Source organism: Bradyrhizobium macuxiense, from assembly GCF_007993935.1.
Classification (GTDB): domain Bacteria; phylum Pseudomonadota; class Alphaproteobacteria; order Rhizobiales; family Xanthobacteraceae; genus Bradyrhizobium; species Bradyrhizobium macuxiense_A.
Genome location: NZ_VITY01000003.1, coordinates 278,035 through 294,349, shown reverse-complemented (window position 1 = coordinate 294,349; position 16,315 = coordinate 278,035). Strand labels below are relative to the sequence as shown.

The window sequence follows — 16,315 nt, the reverse complement described above, 5'->3', positions numbered from 1 at the left end:
GGGAAGGGGAAGCTGTGTCAGTGACCAGGAAGGATCAGGCGCGTTTGCGCGCCATCGAGCATCTCGACATCATCAAGCGCTTTACGCTCGAGATCTCGTCCATCAATTCGCATCTCGAACGGGTCCGCCAGCTCTGGGGCAAGGCGCTCGGCGTCAGCGGTCCGCAATGGATGATCCTCATCGCGATCTCGGATCTCGACAAGGACGATGGCGTGCCGATCAACGTGGTGTCGAAGCTGCTGCATGTCGATCCGTCGTTCGTGACCACGCAGTCGAAGCTGCTCGAGCAGAAGGAGTTGCTGCGTCGCTCGCCCTCCCCGGCCGACGCGCGTGTGGTCCGCCTGTCGCTGACCGACAAGACCCGAAAGCATCTGGCGGGCCTCGCCGAGCAGCACAAGGCGTTCAAGAAAACCGTGTTCGAGGAATTCAGCGAGCACGAGCTGGCCGAATTCACCGGCAAGCTCGCGATGCTCAACAACCGCCTGGAAAAGGCGTGCCTGATCGCCGCGATGGATTTCGAGACCTAGGCGGCGGGCCGCATCGGGCCGAAATCAACGCCGCTGCGTGTTTTGAAAAGCCGAATGCTTTGAAAAATGGTCGGAGCGAGAGGATTTGAACCTCCGACCCCTAGTCTCCCAGACTAGTGCGCTAACCGGGCTGCGCCACGCTCCGATGCCGTTCCATTAGCTGCGATCCTGCGTTCGCGCAAGGCGCAGCAGGCCTTTAAGGGCTGCAATCCGGGCACCGGTTCCCGGGATCAGCCGTCCTTCATCGCCGTATCGATCATCTGCCGGCAGGCGACCAGTTCCTGCAGCACGCGTTCGAGGCGCTCCCGGTCCACTGCCGGGACGGAGGGACGCACCGGCGGCGCAACGGAGGCCTTGCCCGGCTGGGCATGCGCCTTGTAGGTCGACAGGATCGGATCCTCGTCGGGATCGACGAATCGGTAGTCGATGCCCTTCTCGTCGCCGTCGCCCTCCTCGCCGTCGAAATCGAGGCCGTCATTGCTCTCGAGGTCGTCGGGCTCGGCCATGCTGTTGCCGACCGCTTCCTCGACCGCGCCGAACGAGACCGCCGCGGTCTGGTCGGCGATGCCCTGCACCGACTTGATGCCGTGCTCCTTCAGGATCCGCTGCACGCCGCGGATGGTGTAGCCCTCGCCGTAGAGCAGCCGGCGGATGCCCTTCAGCAGGTCGACGTCGTCGGGACGATAATAGCGGCGTCCGCCGCTGCGCTTCATCGGCTTGATCTGCGCGAAGCGCGTTTCCCAGAATCTCAGCACATGCTGGGGAATATCGAGCTCGTCCGCGACTTCGCTGATGGTACGGAACGCATCCGGCGCCTTGTCCAAATGCAAGCTCCTCTGGCTTCAATGCCTGGAGCCTCGTCCGTTCCAGTTGAATCGGAACGGGACTCCAGACTCTGGTGCTGGCGCGTCTTCTTCACGCGAACCGGGTATCCACTTCGCTTGAAAACGCCCTACTCGGCCTTGCTGCCGTCGCCATTGGTGACGACGTGGCCGTTGATCCGCTGCTTCAGGATCGCCGACGGCTTGAACACCATCACACGCCGCGGCGAGATCGGCACCTCGGTGCCGGTCTTTGGATTGCGGCCGATACGCTGGCCCTTCTTGCGCACCATGAAGGAGCCGAACGAGGACAGCTTCACCGTCTCGCCCTTTTCCAGGCAATCGGTGATCTCCTTCAGCACCAACTCGACAAACGCCGACGATTCCGTGCGCGACAGACCTACCTTTTGGTAGACCGCCTCGCACAAATCGACGCGCGTCACTGTTTTTCCGGTTCCCGTCGTCATCGCCTGCCCCGCACTCTCGGCGAACAATTTCTTGACTGAAATTAAAAGCTTAGCGCGCAATGGTCAACAGCGACCAGCATGCACGCTGGAAAAGAACCTGACGAAATATCCGTATTTTTAAGCGAAGCGCTCACCAGCGCACGAGCGCCGAGCCCCAGGTGAAGCCGCCACCCATCGCCTCGAACAGCACCAGATCGCCCTTCTTGACGCGTCCGTCCTTCACCGCGACCGACAGCGCGAGCGGGATCGAGGCCGCCGAGGTGTTGCCGTGCTTGTCGACCGTCAAGACCACTTTCTGCGGCGCAATATGCAGCTTGTGGGCCGACGCATCGATGATTCGCTTGTTGGCCTGGTGCGGAATGAACCAGTTGATGTCGTCCGCCGTGAAGCCGGTGGCGTTGAACGCATCGACAATCACATCGGTGATCATGCCGACGGCGTGCTTGAACACCTCACGGCCCTCCATCCGGAGGTAGCCGACCGTCTTGGTCGAGCCGGGGCCGCCATCGACGAACAGCTTCGACTTGTGGCGCCCGTCGGAGCGCAGATGCGTCGTCAGCACGCCGCGATCGTCGGTCGTGCCGGACTGCTGCTGCGCCTCCAGCACGACGGCGCCGGCGCCATCGCCGAACAGCACGCAGGTGCCGCGGTCGTTCCAGTCGAGGATGCGCGAGAAGGTTTCGGCGCCGATCACCAGCGCCCGCTTGTGATGGCCGGCGCGCAGGAAATTGTCGGCGGTGGTCAGCGCAAAGACGAAGCCGGAGCACACCGCCTGCAGATCGAAGGCGACGCCGTGGTTGATGCCGAGCGCGTGCTGGACCGCGACCGCGGTCGCCGGGAACGTGTTGTCGGGCGTCGAGGTCGCCAGCACGATCAGGTCGATCGACTGGGCGTCGATCTTGGCATCGGCGAGCGCTGCGCGCGCCGCGTTGATCGCAAGATGCGAGGTGAACTCGTCATCGGCGGCGATGTGCCGCTCGCTGATGCCGGTGCGCTGCACGATCCAGTCATCCGACGTGTCGATTCGCTGAGCCAGTTCGGCATTGGTCAAAACCCGCTCCGGCAAATATGAGCCGCAGCCGAGCACTACCGAACGTATCGCAGTCACGAGACAGCCTCCTGCGCGGTCTGCGCCTGCACCAGGGCGCTGCCGTCGCGGTTGAGCATCTGATTGATCTTGGTGAGGAGATCGTAGTGGGCCATCTCATAGCCAACATCCACCGCATAGGCAAAGCCTTCCGCGTTGATGCCGCCATGGCTCTTGACCACCACGCCGTTCAGGCCGAGCAGCAGGCCGCCATTCGACTTGTTGGGATCGAGCTTGTCGCGCAGCTTCTGGAACGCGCTGCGGGCAAACAGGTAGCCGATCCGCGCCAGCCAGCTCGACGACATCGCTTCGCGCAGCAGCGTGAACATCTGGCGCGCGGTTCCCTCGGCGGCCTTGAGCGCGATATTGCCGCTGAACCCTTCCGACACGATGACGTCGGCGAGCCCCTTGCCGATCGCGTCGCCCTCGACGAAACCGATATAGTTGAACTGGTTCGAGTTCATCGCGCGCAGCATCTCGGCCGCCTCGCGAATTTCGCCGTGGCCCTTGATCTCCTCGGAGCCGATATTGAGCAGGCCGACGGTCGGCCGTTCGAGGTTGAACAGCACGCTCGCCATGGCGCTGCCCATCACCGCCAGCGTCGCCAGATGGCGGGCGTCGCCGCCGATCGAGGCGCCGAGATCGAGCACCACCGAATCGCCGCGCAGCGTCGGCCACACCGCGGCGAGCGCCGGGCGGTCGACGCCGGGCAGTGTCCGCAGATTGAGCCCACCCATCGCCATCAGCGCGCCGGTATTGCCGGCGGAGACGGCGACATCGGCCTCGCCATGCTTCACCGCGTCGATCGCCAGCCACATCGAGGACGCACGGCGGGTCCGCCGCAGCGCCTGGCTCGGCTTCTCGTCATTCTTCACGGCGACGTCGGTATGGATCACCTTCGATACCGCCCTCAGCGCGGGATGTTTCGCGAGCTCCGGCTCGATCTGGGCCTGGTCCCCGACCAGCAGGAATTCGCTGTCGGGATGACGGCTCAACGAGATCGCGGCGCCGGGAATGACGACGGATGCGCCGACGTCGCCCCCCATGGCGTCAAGCGCGATTCGAACCTTATGAGGCATGAACGTCCCGGAAGCCTGCTCTCCCGCAGCCCTTCAGACGAAGACCGCGAGCTTGAAGTCACCGCCGTCAACGGCGCCCGGCGAAACACCAACTGGGGTCCCGGCCGGGCCGCGACAATAGCGTGTCCGCGGTCCGACACAACCTCTTGACCACAAACGAGGCAGTGGCCGAACCGTCACGCAACGCATTAAGATATATCAGAAATACATTGTATTTCAATGTATTGTGACACTTATTTGAAGTGATCGCGAATGCCATTCGCGCAGCGCCGCAGGCAAGCCATCCCCGCAAATGTGACGCCGGCTGCCCCTCGGCTGCCTTCAGCTGCCCTTTGGCTTCTTGCCGTCCGCCTTGTCCTTCAGCGCCTTCAAGGCGGCGAAGGGATGATTTTCCGGGTCAGGCGCTTCAACCTCTTGTTCAAAGACCGCATCCACCTTGCGCGGATACGGATCGATGCCAAGGAAAAGCGCATCGGTGGCGAGCCGGCCGATGTCGATGAAGCCGCCGACGATCGGCTCTGGCGGATCCGGGGTCTCCTCGTCACTCTCCTCGGCGTCGTCGACCAGGTCGGCCATTTGCGGGATCTGCTCGGGCGGCGCGAACACCACATCGATCGGCTCATCGATCTCGTTCTCGATCGGATCGAGCGTCACCACGCAGGTCTGCCCGACCCTCGCCTGAACCCGGCCGGTGACATGATAGCTGCCATCACGCTTGGGCTGCAGATCGAACTCCGCCTGCGCGGAGATGACTTCCCGCAGCTCCGCGACGTCGGCCATCGCCTTGCGCGTCGCCTCGTCGGCTACGATCGCACGATGCAGGCCGGTCTCGGGAATCTGCGCGACGTTGACGAGCACCCGCCACGGATCGCGCTCGCGCTCGGGCCGCCCTGTGCTGCCGCCGCTCATGCCGCGCTCCCCGCTTGCTGTGGCGCCGGAAAGCGCCATTCACCCTGGGTCAGCGCCGCGCGGTCGGCGCGCGCCAATTCGGCCAGTGCCTCCCGGGCATAGGCGGCCAGTCCGCGGGCCTTGTCGATGTTCTGACCATTGAGGATGTTCTTGCAGAACGACTCGGCCAGGGCCTCGTCGCTGTCGGTCAGCGCCAGATCATAGGCCGCGGTGCGGCCGTAAAAGGCCTCGCCGAATGCCTGCATGCGCTTCGGCACCGTGAGGTCACCGACGCCCATTTCCCTGAGATTGTCGTCCATATCGATGCAGAAATGATCGAACAGGGCCTGCGCCAGCGCCGCGCCACCATCGACGGATTTTAGTAGCCGCAACACCAGCCATAGATGCATCAGAAGCAGGTCAAAACGGCCGTTAACCGTGTCCGGGACGCCCAAGTCACGGTAAAACAACGGTTCTCGCGCCTGCGTCACGATCATGCCATAGATGGTCTCAATGGTGCTGCGCGCGGGCACCCGGGGTCTTTTGAAGTGATTGAACGGCCAAAGCATAGCGGGTTCCGGCTGCCGGCCCCCCAAAGGACGCCTGTTGAGGGCTCACCCATTGGAGCTCGGCATGATTGCAATCCATTGAGCTGCCCGGTACGTCAATGCTCCGGCCGATGCAAGGGGACGGATCAGTTCCGCCGATGAACCACACTCTTCCCAAACCGTCTCGCGTGGCTTCCGCGCGCGGGTTCTTCATGCGCTTCCGCGCCATCGCGGTCGTTGGCCTCGTCTGCGGCACCGCGCTCGGCGGGTGCGCCGGTGAGCAATTCCAGAAGGGCTACATCCTGCCCGACGGAGCGCTCGAGCAGATTCCGATCGGCGCGAGCCAGGATCAGGTGCTGATCGTGCTTGGCACGCCCTCGACGGTCGCAACGCTGGACGGCGAGGTGTTCTATTACATTTCGCAGCGGACCTCACGCCCGGTCGCCTTCATGAATCAGCGGGTGGTCGACCAGCGCGTCATCGCGGTCTATTTCGACAAGAACCGGCAGGTGCGCCGCCTCGCCAATTACGGCCTCAAGGACGGCAAGATCTTCGACTTCGTCAGCCGGTCCACGCCGACGTCGGGCCAGGAAATGTCCTACCTGACACCGCTGTTCAAGCTGCTGAGCTTCAATTAGCGCGCGCAACGCATCGCGCTTTAGCGCGAAAAAACTGCGCCAAGTTGTCGCGCTTGCCCGATGGGCAAGCGGTCCCCTAGGCTTGCTCACAAACAAGAGCCTGAGCAGGGGGTAAGCGCGTGAGAGCCAAGAGTTTTTCCCGTCGTACGGTAATGTCCGGCACGGCCGCGTTGGCGGCCGCATCGATCCTGCCGCGCGCGAGCCTGGGGGCCGGCGACTGGCGGCCGACCGAGACGGTCCGGATCATCGTGCCGGCGGCAGCCGGCGGCTCGACCGACGTGATGGGGCGGCTGCTGACCGCCCATTTGCAGCCGCTCTGGGGCCAGTCGGTGGTGGTGGAGAATCGCTCCGGCGCCGGCGGCACCATCGGCATATCAGAGGTCGCGCGCAGCAAGGGCGACGGCCACACCATCCTGATCGGCAATCCCGGCCCGAACGCGATCGCCTTCAGCATCTTTCGCAATCTGACCTACAAGGCCGACCAGTTGCAGGCGGTCTCCAACATGATCCGGATCCCGAACATCGTCTCGGCGCATCCATCGACCGGGATCAAGTCGATCCCCGAACTGATCGCCTTTCTGAAGAAGAACCCCGACAAGCTCACCTACGGCTCGTCCGGCACCGGACAGAGCCCTCACCTCACCGGCGCCTGGTTCCTGCAACTGACCGGGCTGAAGATGACGCACGTCCCGTTCCGTGGCGCCGGCCCGGCATTGCAGGCCGGGCTCGCCGGCGACATCCAGATCCTGTTCGACAATCTCTATCCGTCGCTGCCGCAGGTGCTGGACGGCAAGCTGAACGGGCTCTGCGTCACCACGACGGATCGCAGCGAGTCCGCGCCCAATCTGCCTGTGATGCGCGAGGGCGCGCCGGAACTCGCAAAATTCGACGTCGCGTCCTGGTTCGGCGTGTTCCTGCCGAAGACCGCGCCCGCGCCCGTGGTCGACGAGCTGAACCGCCAGATCAAGACGATGCTGGAACGCGACGACGTCAGGAAGAACATCGCCGGCATGGGCGCGCGCGCCGACTACGGCACGCCGCAGCAGTTTTCCGATTTCGTCGACGCCGAGACGAAGAAGTTCGCCGCCATCATCGAGAAGGAAGGCTTGCAGATGGAGGTCAAGTAGCAGCCGCCTTCAATGCTACGACGACTTGTTGATCTTCTTGACCTTGGCGTCGGTGGCTTCGATCGACATCGCCAGCTCCATGATCGCCTGCGACAGCAGCTCGATGGCTTCCTTCTGATCCTGCGACTTGGCGGCGCGCAGCGCATAGTTCCGGGCGGATGAGAGCGACATCGATTGATCTCCGTTTGGTTGGCGTCTGGTTCTTGGCGGATATCGTTGGCGGCATACACTGTCATTGCGAGGAGCGACAGCGACGAAGCAATCCATGTCCCCGCTTGTGAAGCGATGGATTGCTTCGCTCCGCTCGCAATGACGGTGCGATATTTCCTGCCCCCCTTGAAACAAAAACCCCGCGGCTCGCACCGCGGGGTTTTGCATTCGTCTATGTCGCGCGCTCAGTGCGCGAGGATCGCCAGCAGCAGCAGCGCCACGATGTTGGTGATCTTGATCATCGGGTTGACCGCCGGGCCAGCCGTGTCCTTGTAGGGATCGCCGACGGTGTCGCCGGTCACCGCGGACTTGTGGGCATCACTGCCCTTGCCGCCGTAGTGGCCGTCCTCGATGTACTTCTTGGCGTTGTCCCATGCGCCGCCACCCGAGGTCATCGAGATCGCGACGAAGAGACCGGTGACGATGACGCCGAGCAGCATGGCGCCGACCGCCGAGAACGCCGCCGACTTGCCGTCCGCACCGCCGCCCGCAATGAAGTAGATCAGGAAGTAGACGACGATCGGCGACAGCACCGGCAGCAGCGAGGGGATGATCATTTCCTTGATCGCCGCCCGGGTCAGCAGGTCGACCGCCTTGCCGTAGTCCGGCTTGTCGGTGCCCTGCATGATGCCGGGCTTCTCGCGGAACTGACGGCGCACTTCCTCGACGATCGCACCGGCGGCGCGGCCGACAGCGGTCATGCCCATCGCACCGAACAGATACGGCAGCAGGCCGCCGAACAGCAGGCCAACCACGACGTACGGGTTGTTCAGAGAGAAGTCCGGCTTGACGCCCTGGAAGTAGGCATGGGCGCTGGGGTCGCTGATGAAGAATTTGAGGTCCTCGTTGTAGGCAGCAAACAGCACCAGCGCGCCGAGACCGGCGGAGCCGATCGCGTAGCCCTTGGTCACCGCCTTGGTGGTGTTGCCGACCGCGTCGAGCGCGTCGGTCGACTTGCGCACCTCCTTGGGCAGGCCCGCCATCTCGGCGATGCCGCCGGCGTTGTCGGTGACCGGGCCAAAGGCGTCGAGCGCGACGATCATGCCGGCCAGCGCCAGCATGGTGGCGGTCGCGATCGCGATGCCGAACAGGCCGGCCAGGCTGTAGGTGACCAGGATGCCGGCGATGATGACGATCGCGGGCATCGCGGTCGCTTCCATCGAGACCGCGAGGCCCTGGATCACGTTGGTGCCGTGACCGGTAACCGAGGCCGCCGCAATCGACTTCACCGGGCGATAGTCGGTGCCGGTGTAGTATTCGGTGATCCAGATGATCAGGCCGGTGACGACGAGACCGACCACGCCGCACTCGAACAGCGCCATGCCGGTAAACTTGGCGCCTTCGAGCGGGCCGAAGCCGATCAACCAGTTGATGACAGCCGCTACGCCAACCAGCGACAGGATGCCGGTGGCGATCAGGCCCTTGTACAGGGCGCCCATGATCGACTGGCTGGCGCCGAGCTTGACGAAGAAGGTGCCGATGATCGAGGTGATGATGCAGACGCCGCCGATCGCGAGCGGCAGCGTCATCATGTTCACCAGGATCGAGGTCTTGGCGAAGAAGATCGCCGCGAGCACCATGGTGGCGACCGCGGTCACCGCATAGGTCTCGAACAGGTCGGCCGCCATGCCGGCGCAGTCGCCGACATTGTCGCCGACGTTGTCGGCAATCGTGGCCGGGTTGCGCGGATCGTCCTCGGGGATGCCGGCCTCGACCTTGCCGACGAGGTCGCCGCCGACATCAGCACCCTTGGTGAAGATGCCGCCGCCGAGACGGGCGAAGATCGAGATCAGCGAGGCGCCGAAGCCGAGCGCCACCATGGCGTCGACCACGGTGCGGCTGCCCGCTTCCAGACCCATGAACTTGACCAGCACCATGAAGTAGATGGTGACGCCGAGCAGCGCGAGACCGGCGACCAGCAGGCCGGTGATCGCGCCCGCCTTGAAGGCGAGCTCGAGGCCGCCGGCGAGCGAAGTGGTCGCCGCCTGCGCGGTGCGGACGTTGGCGCGCACCGAGACGTTCATGCCGATGAAGCCGGCCGCGCCCGACAGGATCGCGCCGATCGCAAATCCGAGGGCCACCAGCAGGCCGAGGAAGTAGGCCAGCAGCACGAAGATCACGATACCGACCATGCCGATCGTGGTGTACTGCCGTCGCAGATAGGCTTGTGCACCCTCGCGCACCGCGCCTGCGATTTCCTGCATGCGCGGATTACCCGCATCCGCGTTCAGGACCGACTGGGTCGCCCAGATCGCGTAGACGATGGAAAGCGCCCCGCAGAGCACAATCAACCATAAAGCTGTCATTGAATGTTGCCTCAGATCCTTGATGTAACCCCCGCGCCTTCTTGTGCCGCTAGGGGGCGGCAGGCGCTTATTTTGCGAGGACAACCCTCCCCAAAAACGGATTGCCTCAAATCGGGCGCGACCTTGCCAAAATCGTTACCGCTGTGCAACGCCACCTGCGGCCGAAAACGCCGATATCGGCAGCTATTTAGAAGGAAAATCGGCGCCGTCCGCCGGGAATTCTAGAAATGGCTGTAGGACAGCTGCTGCAATTTCAGTTCCCTGCCCTGCCCGTCGAGGAAGCTTGGTGGCGACGAACCGGCAATCAGGCCGCCGATGGCAGTCACGGTGACCTTGGCCTGGCGTGCCTCGCGCAGGAAGGCGTCTGCGCGATCGCCAGGCACCGCGCACAGCAATTCGTAGTCGTCGCCGCCGGCGACCAGGGTCTCGATCCCGATCGCCTTGCGTGCGACGAGCCCCGCGGCCGCTGATGACAACGGGACGCTCGGCACGTTGATCACGGCCGTCACACCGCTGGCTGCGCAAAGCTTGGCCAGATCGCCGGCGAGACCGTCGGACACATCCATCGCCGCGCTGGCATGGGCGCGGACGGCATGGGCAAGTGCGTTGCGCGGCTGCGGAACACGGTAGCGGGCGGCGAGAAAATCCCGCCCGGAGGCATCGTCTGCCAGCGCCGCCGCGACCGGACCTCCTTGGAGCACGTCGAGACCGAGCGCGGCATCGCCGATCGTGCCGGTGACGAACATGCGGTCGCCCGCCTGCGCGCCGGCGCGATGCACCATCTTGCCCTGCGGCAGCCGGCCGAACGCGGTGATCGAGATCATCAGCGGCCCTGGCGTGGAGACGGTATCGCCGCCGAGCAGCGGACAGCCGAAATCGGCAGCGTCCTCACCAAGCGCGCGGGCGAACGGCTTCAGCCAGCTCTCATCGGCCTTGCGCACGGCCAGCGTCAGCACGAAGCCGGCCGGCACAGCCCCCTTGGCCGCGATGTCGGACAGGTTCACCCGCAGCGCCTTGCGCGCCAGCGTGTCGGGCGGATCATCGGGGAGGAAATGCACGCCCTCGACGATGGCATCGGTGGTGACGACGATGTCCTCGCCGGCCGCCCGCAGCGCGGCGGCATCATCGTCGAGGCCAAACGCGCCCGGATCGGTCGCCAGCGGCTTGAAATAGCGCGCGATCAGGGAGTCTTCGCCGGAGGTGTGTTTATCGCTCTGCGACACGATACCCGTCATCCTGAGGTGCGAGCGGAGCGAGCCTCGAAGGATGCACGGCCCCAGCCGGGCCGTCGCCCTTCGAGACGGCCGCTACGCGGCCTCCTCAGGGTGACGGTCAAGCAATCATATGTCTCCACTCAGTTCCGCACAAACTCGTCGCCGCGGAACTGACGCGCGATCTGGTCGAGCACGGCGTTGACCATGCCGGTCTCGTCCTTCTCGACAAAGGCATGCGCGACGTCGACATATTCGGAAACCACCACGCGGCCAGGCACGTCCTTGCGATGCTCGAGCTCATAGGAGCCCGCCCGCAATACCGCGCGCAGGATCGCGTCGATCCGCTTCAGCGGCCAGCCCTTCGACAGCGCCTCGTCGATCAAGGGATCGAGCTTGGCCTGGTCGCGCACCACGCCGGAGACGACGTCGCGGAAGAACGCAGCTTCCGCCGGCAGATATTTGTCGCCCTCGACCTCGTTGCCGAGCCAATGGCTCTCGAACTCGGCGAAGATGTCGTTGATGCCGGCGCCGCCGATGTCCATCTGGTAGAGCGCCTGCACGGCGGCGAGCCGCGCCGCGCCGCGCCGGTTGGCCTTTCTTTCAGGGGCTTTGCCGGATTTGTTGGAGTCAGCCATGGTCAGGCCTTTGCCAGACGGCGTTTGATCCGCAGCATCGCGATCGCCGCCCGCGCGGCGTCGCCGCCCTTGTTCAGCTCGCTGGCGCGCGCCCGCGCCCAAGCCTGCGCCTCGGTGTTGACGGTGAGGATGCCGTTGCCGAGCGGGAATTTCCGGCTCAGGGCCAGATCCATCAAGCCGCGTGAGGATTCCTGCGAGACGATCTCGAAATGGATGGTGTCGCCGCGCACCACGCAGCCGAGCGCGATCGCCGCGTCATAGGGCTTGCCGTTCGTTTCGGCCGCATCGATCGCAATCGCGATCGCGGCGGGAATCTCCAGCGCGCCGGGCACCGTGATCACGTCGTGGCTGGCGCCGGCGCTCTTCAGCTCCGCCAGCGCGCCTTCCAGCAGCGCATCCTGGATGTCGTCGTAAAACCGGGCCTCGACGATCAGAACGCGAGCGCCTGTGATGTCGGTCTGGTCCTTCAGGGGTGCGCGCCGCGCGTCAGCCATTGCAATAACCAATCGGAACTTGGGGAGGATTTGTGCAGCGTTTTAGGCGCAGCAGGCGGTAAAGCCAAGGGCAATACTGGCCCGGATGTCACCGCGATCGGCCTGATTTTTCAGGTCGGCTTCGTCCGCAATGCATGGGATATCCGGCCGGAAGTCGCCCGGACCGAATTGGCACATAAGGACGTCGGTCTTGGGCGCAATGCCCGGATCGAGGCTATTTCATCTCCGACAGCCGCGCGGCGTAGCGGGCCATCAGATCGACCTCGATATTGACCTCGCTGCCGGCCTTCCAGCCGCTCAGGGTCGTGACGCTGAGCGTATGCGGGATGATCAGCACCGAAAACGTGACGTCGTCGACCGTGTTCACGGTCAGCGACACGCCGTCCAGCGTGATCGACCCCTTCGCCGCGATAAAACGCGCCAGTTCGCGGGTGGTTCTGAGCTCAAAGCGCGCCATATCCGGCAGATCGTCGCGCTTGACGATGGTGGCGATGCCGTCGGCATGCCCGGCCACGATGTGACCGCCGAGCTCATCGCCGATCTTGAGCGCGCGCTCGAGGTTGAGCTTGCCGCCCTGCCCCCAATGCTTGGCGGTGGTCATGCCGAGCGTCTCGGCCGCGGCGTCGACGTCGAACCAGGTCTTGCCGTCGGCGGTGCCGGAGGCGACCACGGTGAGGCAGACGCCGTTGCAGGCGATCGAGGCGCCGTCGGCAATCGTGGTCTGGTCGTAGTCGCAGGCAATCCGCAACCGATGCAGCTGCCCCTGCGCCACCGGCTTCAGGCTTACGATCTCACCGATATCGGTGACAATTCCGGTAAACATTACGCACGCTCATAGATATTGAGACTGTCTTTGCCGAGGGATTCGCTAGCACGAAGGCCGAAGGCGGGCGACTGCGTGATTGCGTCGAGCGGCATTGCGTCCAGCGCGGGAACGCCGTCGGCGCCGATCGCGTCAGGCCCCCGCAACAGCCAGATTTCGTCGACAAGGTCCGCCGCCACGAAAGAATTTGCCACGCGAGACCCGCCCTCGACCAAGAGCCGCGTGATCCCCTTCTCCGCCAGCGCATGCAAGACGGCGGGCAGATCGAGCCCCGCAGACGTGCCGGCGGCGACGCGGATCACCTGCGCACCGGCTGCGCCAAGCTTCACCGCGGCAGGCGCCTCCGCCAAGTCAGACGTCATCACCCAGAGCGGCGTCTCGCGCGCGGAATGCACCATTCGGCTGTCGCCCGAGATCCGCAGCGCACGATCCAGCACCACGCGCACCGGCGAGCGCGCCGCCATGCCCGGCAACCGGCAGGTCAGAAGCGGATCGTCGGCCTTGACGGTACCGATGCCGACCAGGATCGCATCGCACTGCGCGCGCAGCAGATGCACGCGGGTCCGCGCCGCCTCGCCTGATATCGCGACGGGTTTGTGCCCGTGAGCTGCGATCTTGTCGTCGGCGGACACCGCGAGCTTGAGGATCACATGCGGGCGCTTGTCCGTGATGCGACGGAAATGTCCGGCATGGTCGTGCGCGGCCTCCGCCTGGCACAGCCCGACATCGACCGCGATGCCGGCGGCGCGCAGCTTCGCGTGCCCCTTCCCGCCGACGTCAGGATTGGGGTCCTCGATCGCCGACACCACGCGGGCGAGCCCGGCTGCGACCACGGCGTCCGCACAGGGCGGCGAGCGGCCGAAATGCGAGCACGGCTCGAGCGTGACATAGAGCGTGGCGCCGCGCGCGGCAGCACCGGCGCGCCTTAGCGCCTCGACTTCGGCATGCGGTCGGCCGCCTGGCTGGGTCCAGCCGCGGCCGACGATCACGCCATCCTTGACGATCACGGCGCCGACCGCCGGATTGGGCCAGGTGCGCCCGAGCCCGCGGCGGCCGAGCGCCAGCGCAAGCTGCATGAAGCGCAGATCGGCGGCCTTGGCCTCTTTGGATTTCTGCGCGAACTGGTCTTCGAGAATGCGAAAGATCATTTTCGCAACGTTGCGAGCCGCGGATCCTCTTCGCCGGTCAACTCGTCGAGCACTGCCTCGAAATCCTTGGCCTCGCGGAAATTGCGATAGACCGAGGCGAAGCGCACATAGGCGACGTCGTCGAGCTGGCGCAGATGCTCCATCACGATCTCGCCGATCGCCTCCGAGGAGACCTCCGCCTCGCCGCCGCTTTCGAGCTCGCGAACGATGGTGGAGACCATCTTCTCCACCCGCTCGGACTCCACCGGGCGCTTGCGCAAGGAGATCTGCAGCGAGCGCACCAGCTTGTCGCGGTCGAAGGGCACGCGGCGGCCGTTGCGCTTGATCACGGTGAGCTCGCGCAGTTGCACCCGCTCGAAGGTCGTGAAGCGGAAGTTGCAGGCCATGCACACACGCCGCCTGCGAATGACGGCGGAGTCCTCGGTCGGACGCGAGTCCTTGACCTGCGTATCGAGAGAATTGCAGCTCGGGCAGCGCATCCGACGGGACCTTTACCTCTTAGTAGATCGGGAAGCGATCGGTCAGCGCCTTGACGCGCTCCTTGATCGCGGCCTCGACCAGCGGCGCCTTGCCGTCCGGCGACTGCGCCAGCGCGTTCAGCACTTCGGCGATCATGCCCCCGACCTGCTTGAACTCGGCGACGCCGAAGCCGCGCGTGGTCGCCGCCGGGGTGCCCAAGCGAAGACCCGAGGTCACGAACGGCTTCTCGGGATCGAACGGGATGCCGTTCTTGTTACAGGTGATCGCGGCGCGCACCAGCGCCTTCTCGGAGATGTTGCCCTTCAGGCCCTTCGGCCTGAGGTCGACCAGCATCAGATGGTTGTCCGTGCCGCCGGAGACGATGTCGAGGCCGTGGCCGCGCAGCGTCTCCGCCAGCGCCTTGGCGTTCTCGACCACGTTCTTGGCGTAGACCTTGAAGTCCGGCCGCAGTGCTTCGGCGAACGCCACCGCCTTGGCGGCGATGACGTGCATCAGCGGGCCGCCCTGCAAGCCCGGGAAGATCGCCGAGTTCAGCTTCTTGGCGAGCGTCTCGTCATTGGTCAGGATCAGGCCGCCGCGCGGACCGCGCAGCGACTTGTGCGTCGTGGTGGTGGTGACGTGGGCGTGCGGCACCGGCGAGGCATGCACGCCGCCGGCGACGAGGCCTGCGAAATGCGCCATGTCGACCAGGAGATACGCGCCAACGGAGTCGGCGATCTCGCGGAAGCGCTTGAAGTCCCAGGCGCGCGAATAGGCCGAGCCGCCGGCGATGATCAGCTTCGGCTTGACCTGCTCGGCCTGCTTCTGGACTTCGTCCATGTCGATGATCTGGTCCTCGCGGCGCACGGTGTAGTGCGCGGCCTTGAACCACTTGCCGGACATGTTGACCGGCGAGCCGTGGGTGAGATGACCGCCGGCGGCGAGGTCGAGACCCATGAAGGTGTCGCCGGGCTGCAGCAGCGCCAGAAACGCCGCCTGGTTCATCTGGCTGCCGGAGTTCGGCTGGACGTTGGCGAAGCCGGCGCCGAACAGCTTCTTGGCGCGCTCGATCGCCAGCGTCTCGGCGACATCGACCCATTCGCAACCACCGTAGTAGCGCGCGCCCGGATAACCTTCCGCGTATTTGTTGGTCATCACCGAGCCCTGCGCCTCCAGCACGGCGCGGCTGACGATGTTTTCCGAGGCGATCAGCTCGATCTCATGGCGCTGCCGGCCGAGTTCGCCCTTGATCGCGGCGGCGATCTCGGGATCGGCCTCGGCGAGGGTTGCCGTGAAGAAGGAATCGGGCACGGAAGTGGTCTTGGGGGATGAGGTCATCGGCGAAATATCTCCACCGCCGCAAGCCTTTAGGCAGGATGCGGACGGTCACGAGTGGCGGTCGAAGCTGGTTTCAGAGCGTTATCACATCGCCCCAAAATGGCCAAGCGGTTGCGGTCCCCGGCGGTCAATTATGCCAGATATGGTGGGGATGGCGGGGATTGCCAGCGGGCCGGCACCCGGCCCTGCGGTCCCGATCCCGGGGCGCCGTAGGCCCCGGTTCCAGCCGGCCGGTGCGGCTGGCGGCGGCCGTCGAATGGAACGTGACGGGCCCCTTCCGGGTCGCGCCCCGCGGGGTCGATGGTCTCCTTCCGCACTTCGCAAGAACAGAACCACGCAACTTGCGATGCGCCCGATCGTCACACGTTCGATCGCGATGTATCGCGTCACGATATGATCTCTCGCGTCCGAATTTTGAATCGTTCGATTTTTGAATCGTTCAACACTGGATCGATTCAAACGTCTCACGCGAGGCGTGCAATTGCGCAACGTACTCCGTTGTCTGT

18 protein-coding genes and 1 tRNA gene are annotated in these 16,315 nt (G+C 64.9%); 3 read left to right on the top strand and 16 right to left on the bottom strand.

The genetic code is table 11. The features are described from left to right. Positions 1 to 14: 14 nt before the first annotated feature. The gene (locus FBZ93_RS09315) at positions 15 to 527 is read left to right on the top strand and encodes a MarR family winged helix-turn-helix transcriptional regulator (protein WP_146985622.1); all 513 of its coding nucleotides are present in this window, start codon (positions 15 to 17) and stop codon (positions 525 to 527) included. Positions 528 to 594: 67 nt separating this feature from the next. Here the strand turns inward: FBZ93_RS09315 and FBZ93_RS09310 are convergent. The 7 genes from FBZ93_RS09310 to FBZ93_RS09280 form a co-directional block, all read right to left on the bottom strand. Further along, positions 595 to 672 (bottom strand) — tRNA-Pro (locus tag FBZ93_RS09310). 85 nt (positions 673 to 757) lie between these two features. Next, positions 758 to 1,351 carry a MerR family transcriptional regulator gene (locus tag FBZ93_RS09305; protein ID WP_146985621.1) on the bottom strand — a complete coding sequence of 198 codons (594 nt, stop codon included), beginning with the start codon at positions 1,349 to 1,351 and terminating at the stop codon, positions 758 to 760. Between the two features lie 128 nt (positions 1,352 to 1,479). Next, positions 1,480 to 1,815, bottom strand: coding sequence for an integration host factor subunit alpha (locus FBZ93_RS09300; RefSeq protein WP_146985620.1), 336 nt, complete (start codon positions 1,813 to 1,815; stop codon positions 1,480 to 1,482). Positions 1,816 to 1,945: 130 nt separating this feature from the next. Next, positions 1,946 to 2,923: a beta-ketoacyl-ACP synthase III gene (locus FBZ93_RS09295; RefSeq protein ID WP_146985619.1), complete on the bottom strand. Its 978-nt coding sequence runs from the start codon at positions 2,921 to 2,923 to the stop codon at positions 1,946 to 1,948. Further along, positions 2,920 to 3,981, bottom strand: coding sequence for a phosphate acyltransferase PlsX (gene plsX / locus FBZ93_RS09290; protein ID WP_146985618.1), 1,062 nt, complete (start codon positions 3,979 to 3,981; stop codon positions 2,920 to 2,922). Before plsX ends, FBZ93_RS09295 begins: the two co-directional genes overlap by 4 nt. Before the next feature lie 321 nt (positions 3,982 to 4,302). Then, positions 4,303 to 4,890 carry a YceD family protein gene (locus FBZ93_RS09285; RefSeq protein ID WP_146986003.1) on the bottom strand — a complete coding sequence of 196 codons (588 nt, stop codon included), beginning with the start codon at positions 4,888 to 4,890 and terminating at the stop codon, positions 4,303 to 4,305. Next, complete coding sequence (locus tag FBZ93_RS09280) at positions 4,887 to 5,438, bottom strand: ubiquinol-cytochrome C chaperone family protein (protein ID WP_146985617.1); 552 nt, start codon at positions 5,436 to 5,438, stop codon at positions 4,887 to 4,889. Before FBZ93_RS09280 ends, FBZ93_RS09285 begins: the two co-directional genes overlap by 4 nt. A 191-nt stretch (positions 5,439 to 5,629) precedes the next feature. On the opposite strand from FBZ93_RS09280, the gene FBZ93_RS09275 reads away from it, so the two are divergent. Together FBZ93_RS09275 and FBZ93_RS09270 are read left to right on the top strand one after the other, a co-directional pair. Continuing rightward, entirely contained in the window at positions 5,630 to 6,055 is a 426-nt protein-coding gene (locus tag FBZ93_RS09275; protein ID WP_246667442.1) for an outer membrane protein assembly factor BamE, read from the top strand. A 152-nt stretch (positions 6,056 to 6,207) separates the two neighbouring features. Then, complete coding sequence (locus tag FBZ93_RS09270; protein WP_146986001.1) at positions 6,208 to 7,182, top strand: Bug family tripartite tricarboxylate transporter substrate binding protein; 975 nt, start codon at positions 6,208 to 6,210, stop codon at positions 7,180 to 7,182. Between the two features lie 15 nt (positions 7,183 to 7,197). Here the strand turns inward: FBZ93_RS09270 and FBZ93_RS40540 are convergent, their stop codons facing one another. The 9 genes from FBZ93_RS40540 to glyA all read right to left on the bottom strand — a co-directional run bounded on the left by FBZ93_RS40540 (position 7,198) and on the right by glyA (position 15,809). Continuing rightward, on the bottom strand, positions 7,198 to 7,353 hold the full coding sequence (locus FBZ93_RS40540) for a hypothetical protein (RefSeq protein ID WP_167528976.1): 156 nt from the start codon (positions 7,351 to 7,353) through the stop codon (positions 7,198 to 7,200). A 224-nt stretch (positions 7,354 to 7,577) separates the two neighbouring features. After that, positions 7,578 to 9,698, bottom strand: a complete 2,121-nt coding sequence (locus FBZ93_RS09265) for a sodium-translocating pyrophosphatase (protein ID WP_146985615.1) — start codon at positions 9,696 to 9,698, stop codon at positions 7,578 to 7,580. 221 nt (positions 9,699 to 9,919) lie between these two features. After that, positions 9,920 to 10,933, bottom strand: coding sequence for a thiamine-phosphate kinase (gene thiL / locus FBZ93_RS09260; RefSeq protein ID WP_146985614.1), 1,014 nt, complete (start codon positions 10,931 to 10,933; stop codon positions 9,920 to 9,922). A 119-nt stretch (positions 10,934 to 11,052) separates the two neighbouring features. Further along, complete coding sequence (nusB, locus tag FBZ93_RS09255; RefSeq protein ID WP_146985613.1) at positions 11,053 to 11,547, bottom strand: transcription antitermination factor NusB; 495 nt, start codon at positions 11,545 to 11,547, stop codon at positions 11,053 to 11,055. Between the two features lie 2 nt (positions 11,548 to 11,549). Beyond that, positions 11,550 to 12,041, bottom strand: a complete 492-nt coding sequence (gene ribH, locus FBZ93_RS09250) for a 6,7-dimethyl-8-ribityllumazine synthase (RefSeq protein WP_146985612.1) — start codon at positions 12,039 to 12,041, stop codon at positions 11,550 to 11,552. Positions 12,042 to 12,255: 214 nt separating this feature from the next. Continuing rightward, positions 12,256 to 12,864 (bottom strand): riboflavin synthase, encoded by a 609-nt coding sequence (locus FBZ93_RS09245; protein ID WP_146985611.1) that lies wholly within the window; start codon positions 12,862 to 12,864, stop codon positions 12,256 to 12,258. Further along, positions 12,864 to 14,012, bottom strand: a complete 1,149-nt coding sequence (gene ribD / locus FBZ93_RS09240) for a bifunctional diaminohydroxyphosphoribosylaminopyrimidine deaminase/5-amino-6-(5-phosphoribosylamino)uracil reductase RibD (protein ID WP_146985610.1) — start codon at positions 14,010 to 14,012, stop codon at positions 12,864 to 12,866. Before ribD ends, FBZ93_RS09245 begins: the two co-directional genes overlap by 1 nt. Further along, positions 14,009 to 14,491 (bottom strand): transcriptional regulator NrdR, encoded by a 483-nt coding sequence (gene nrdR / locus FBZ93_RS09235; protein WP_016844999.1) that lies wholly within the window; start codon positions 14,489 to 14,491, stop codon positions 14,009 to 14,011. The genes ribD and nrdR overlap by 4 nt, the downstream gene beginning before the upstream one ends. A gap of 19 nt (positions 14,492 to 14,510) precedes the next feature. Continuing rightward, on the bottom strand, positions 14,511 to 15,809 hold the full coding sequence (gene glyA / locus FBZ93_RS09230; RefSeq protein ID WP_146985609.1) for a serine hydroxymethyltransferase: 1,299 nt from the start codon (positions 15,807 to 15,809) through the stop codon (positions 14,511 to 14,513). Between the last annotated feature and the right edge of the window lie 506 nt (positions 15,810 to 16,315).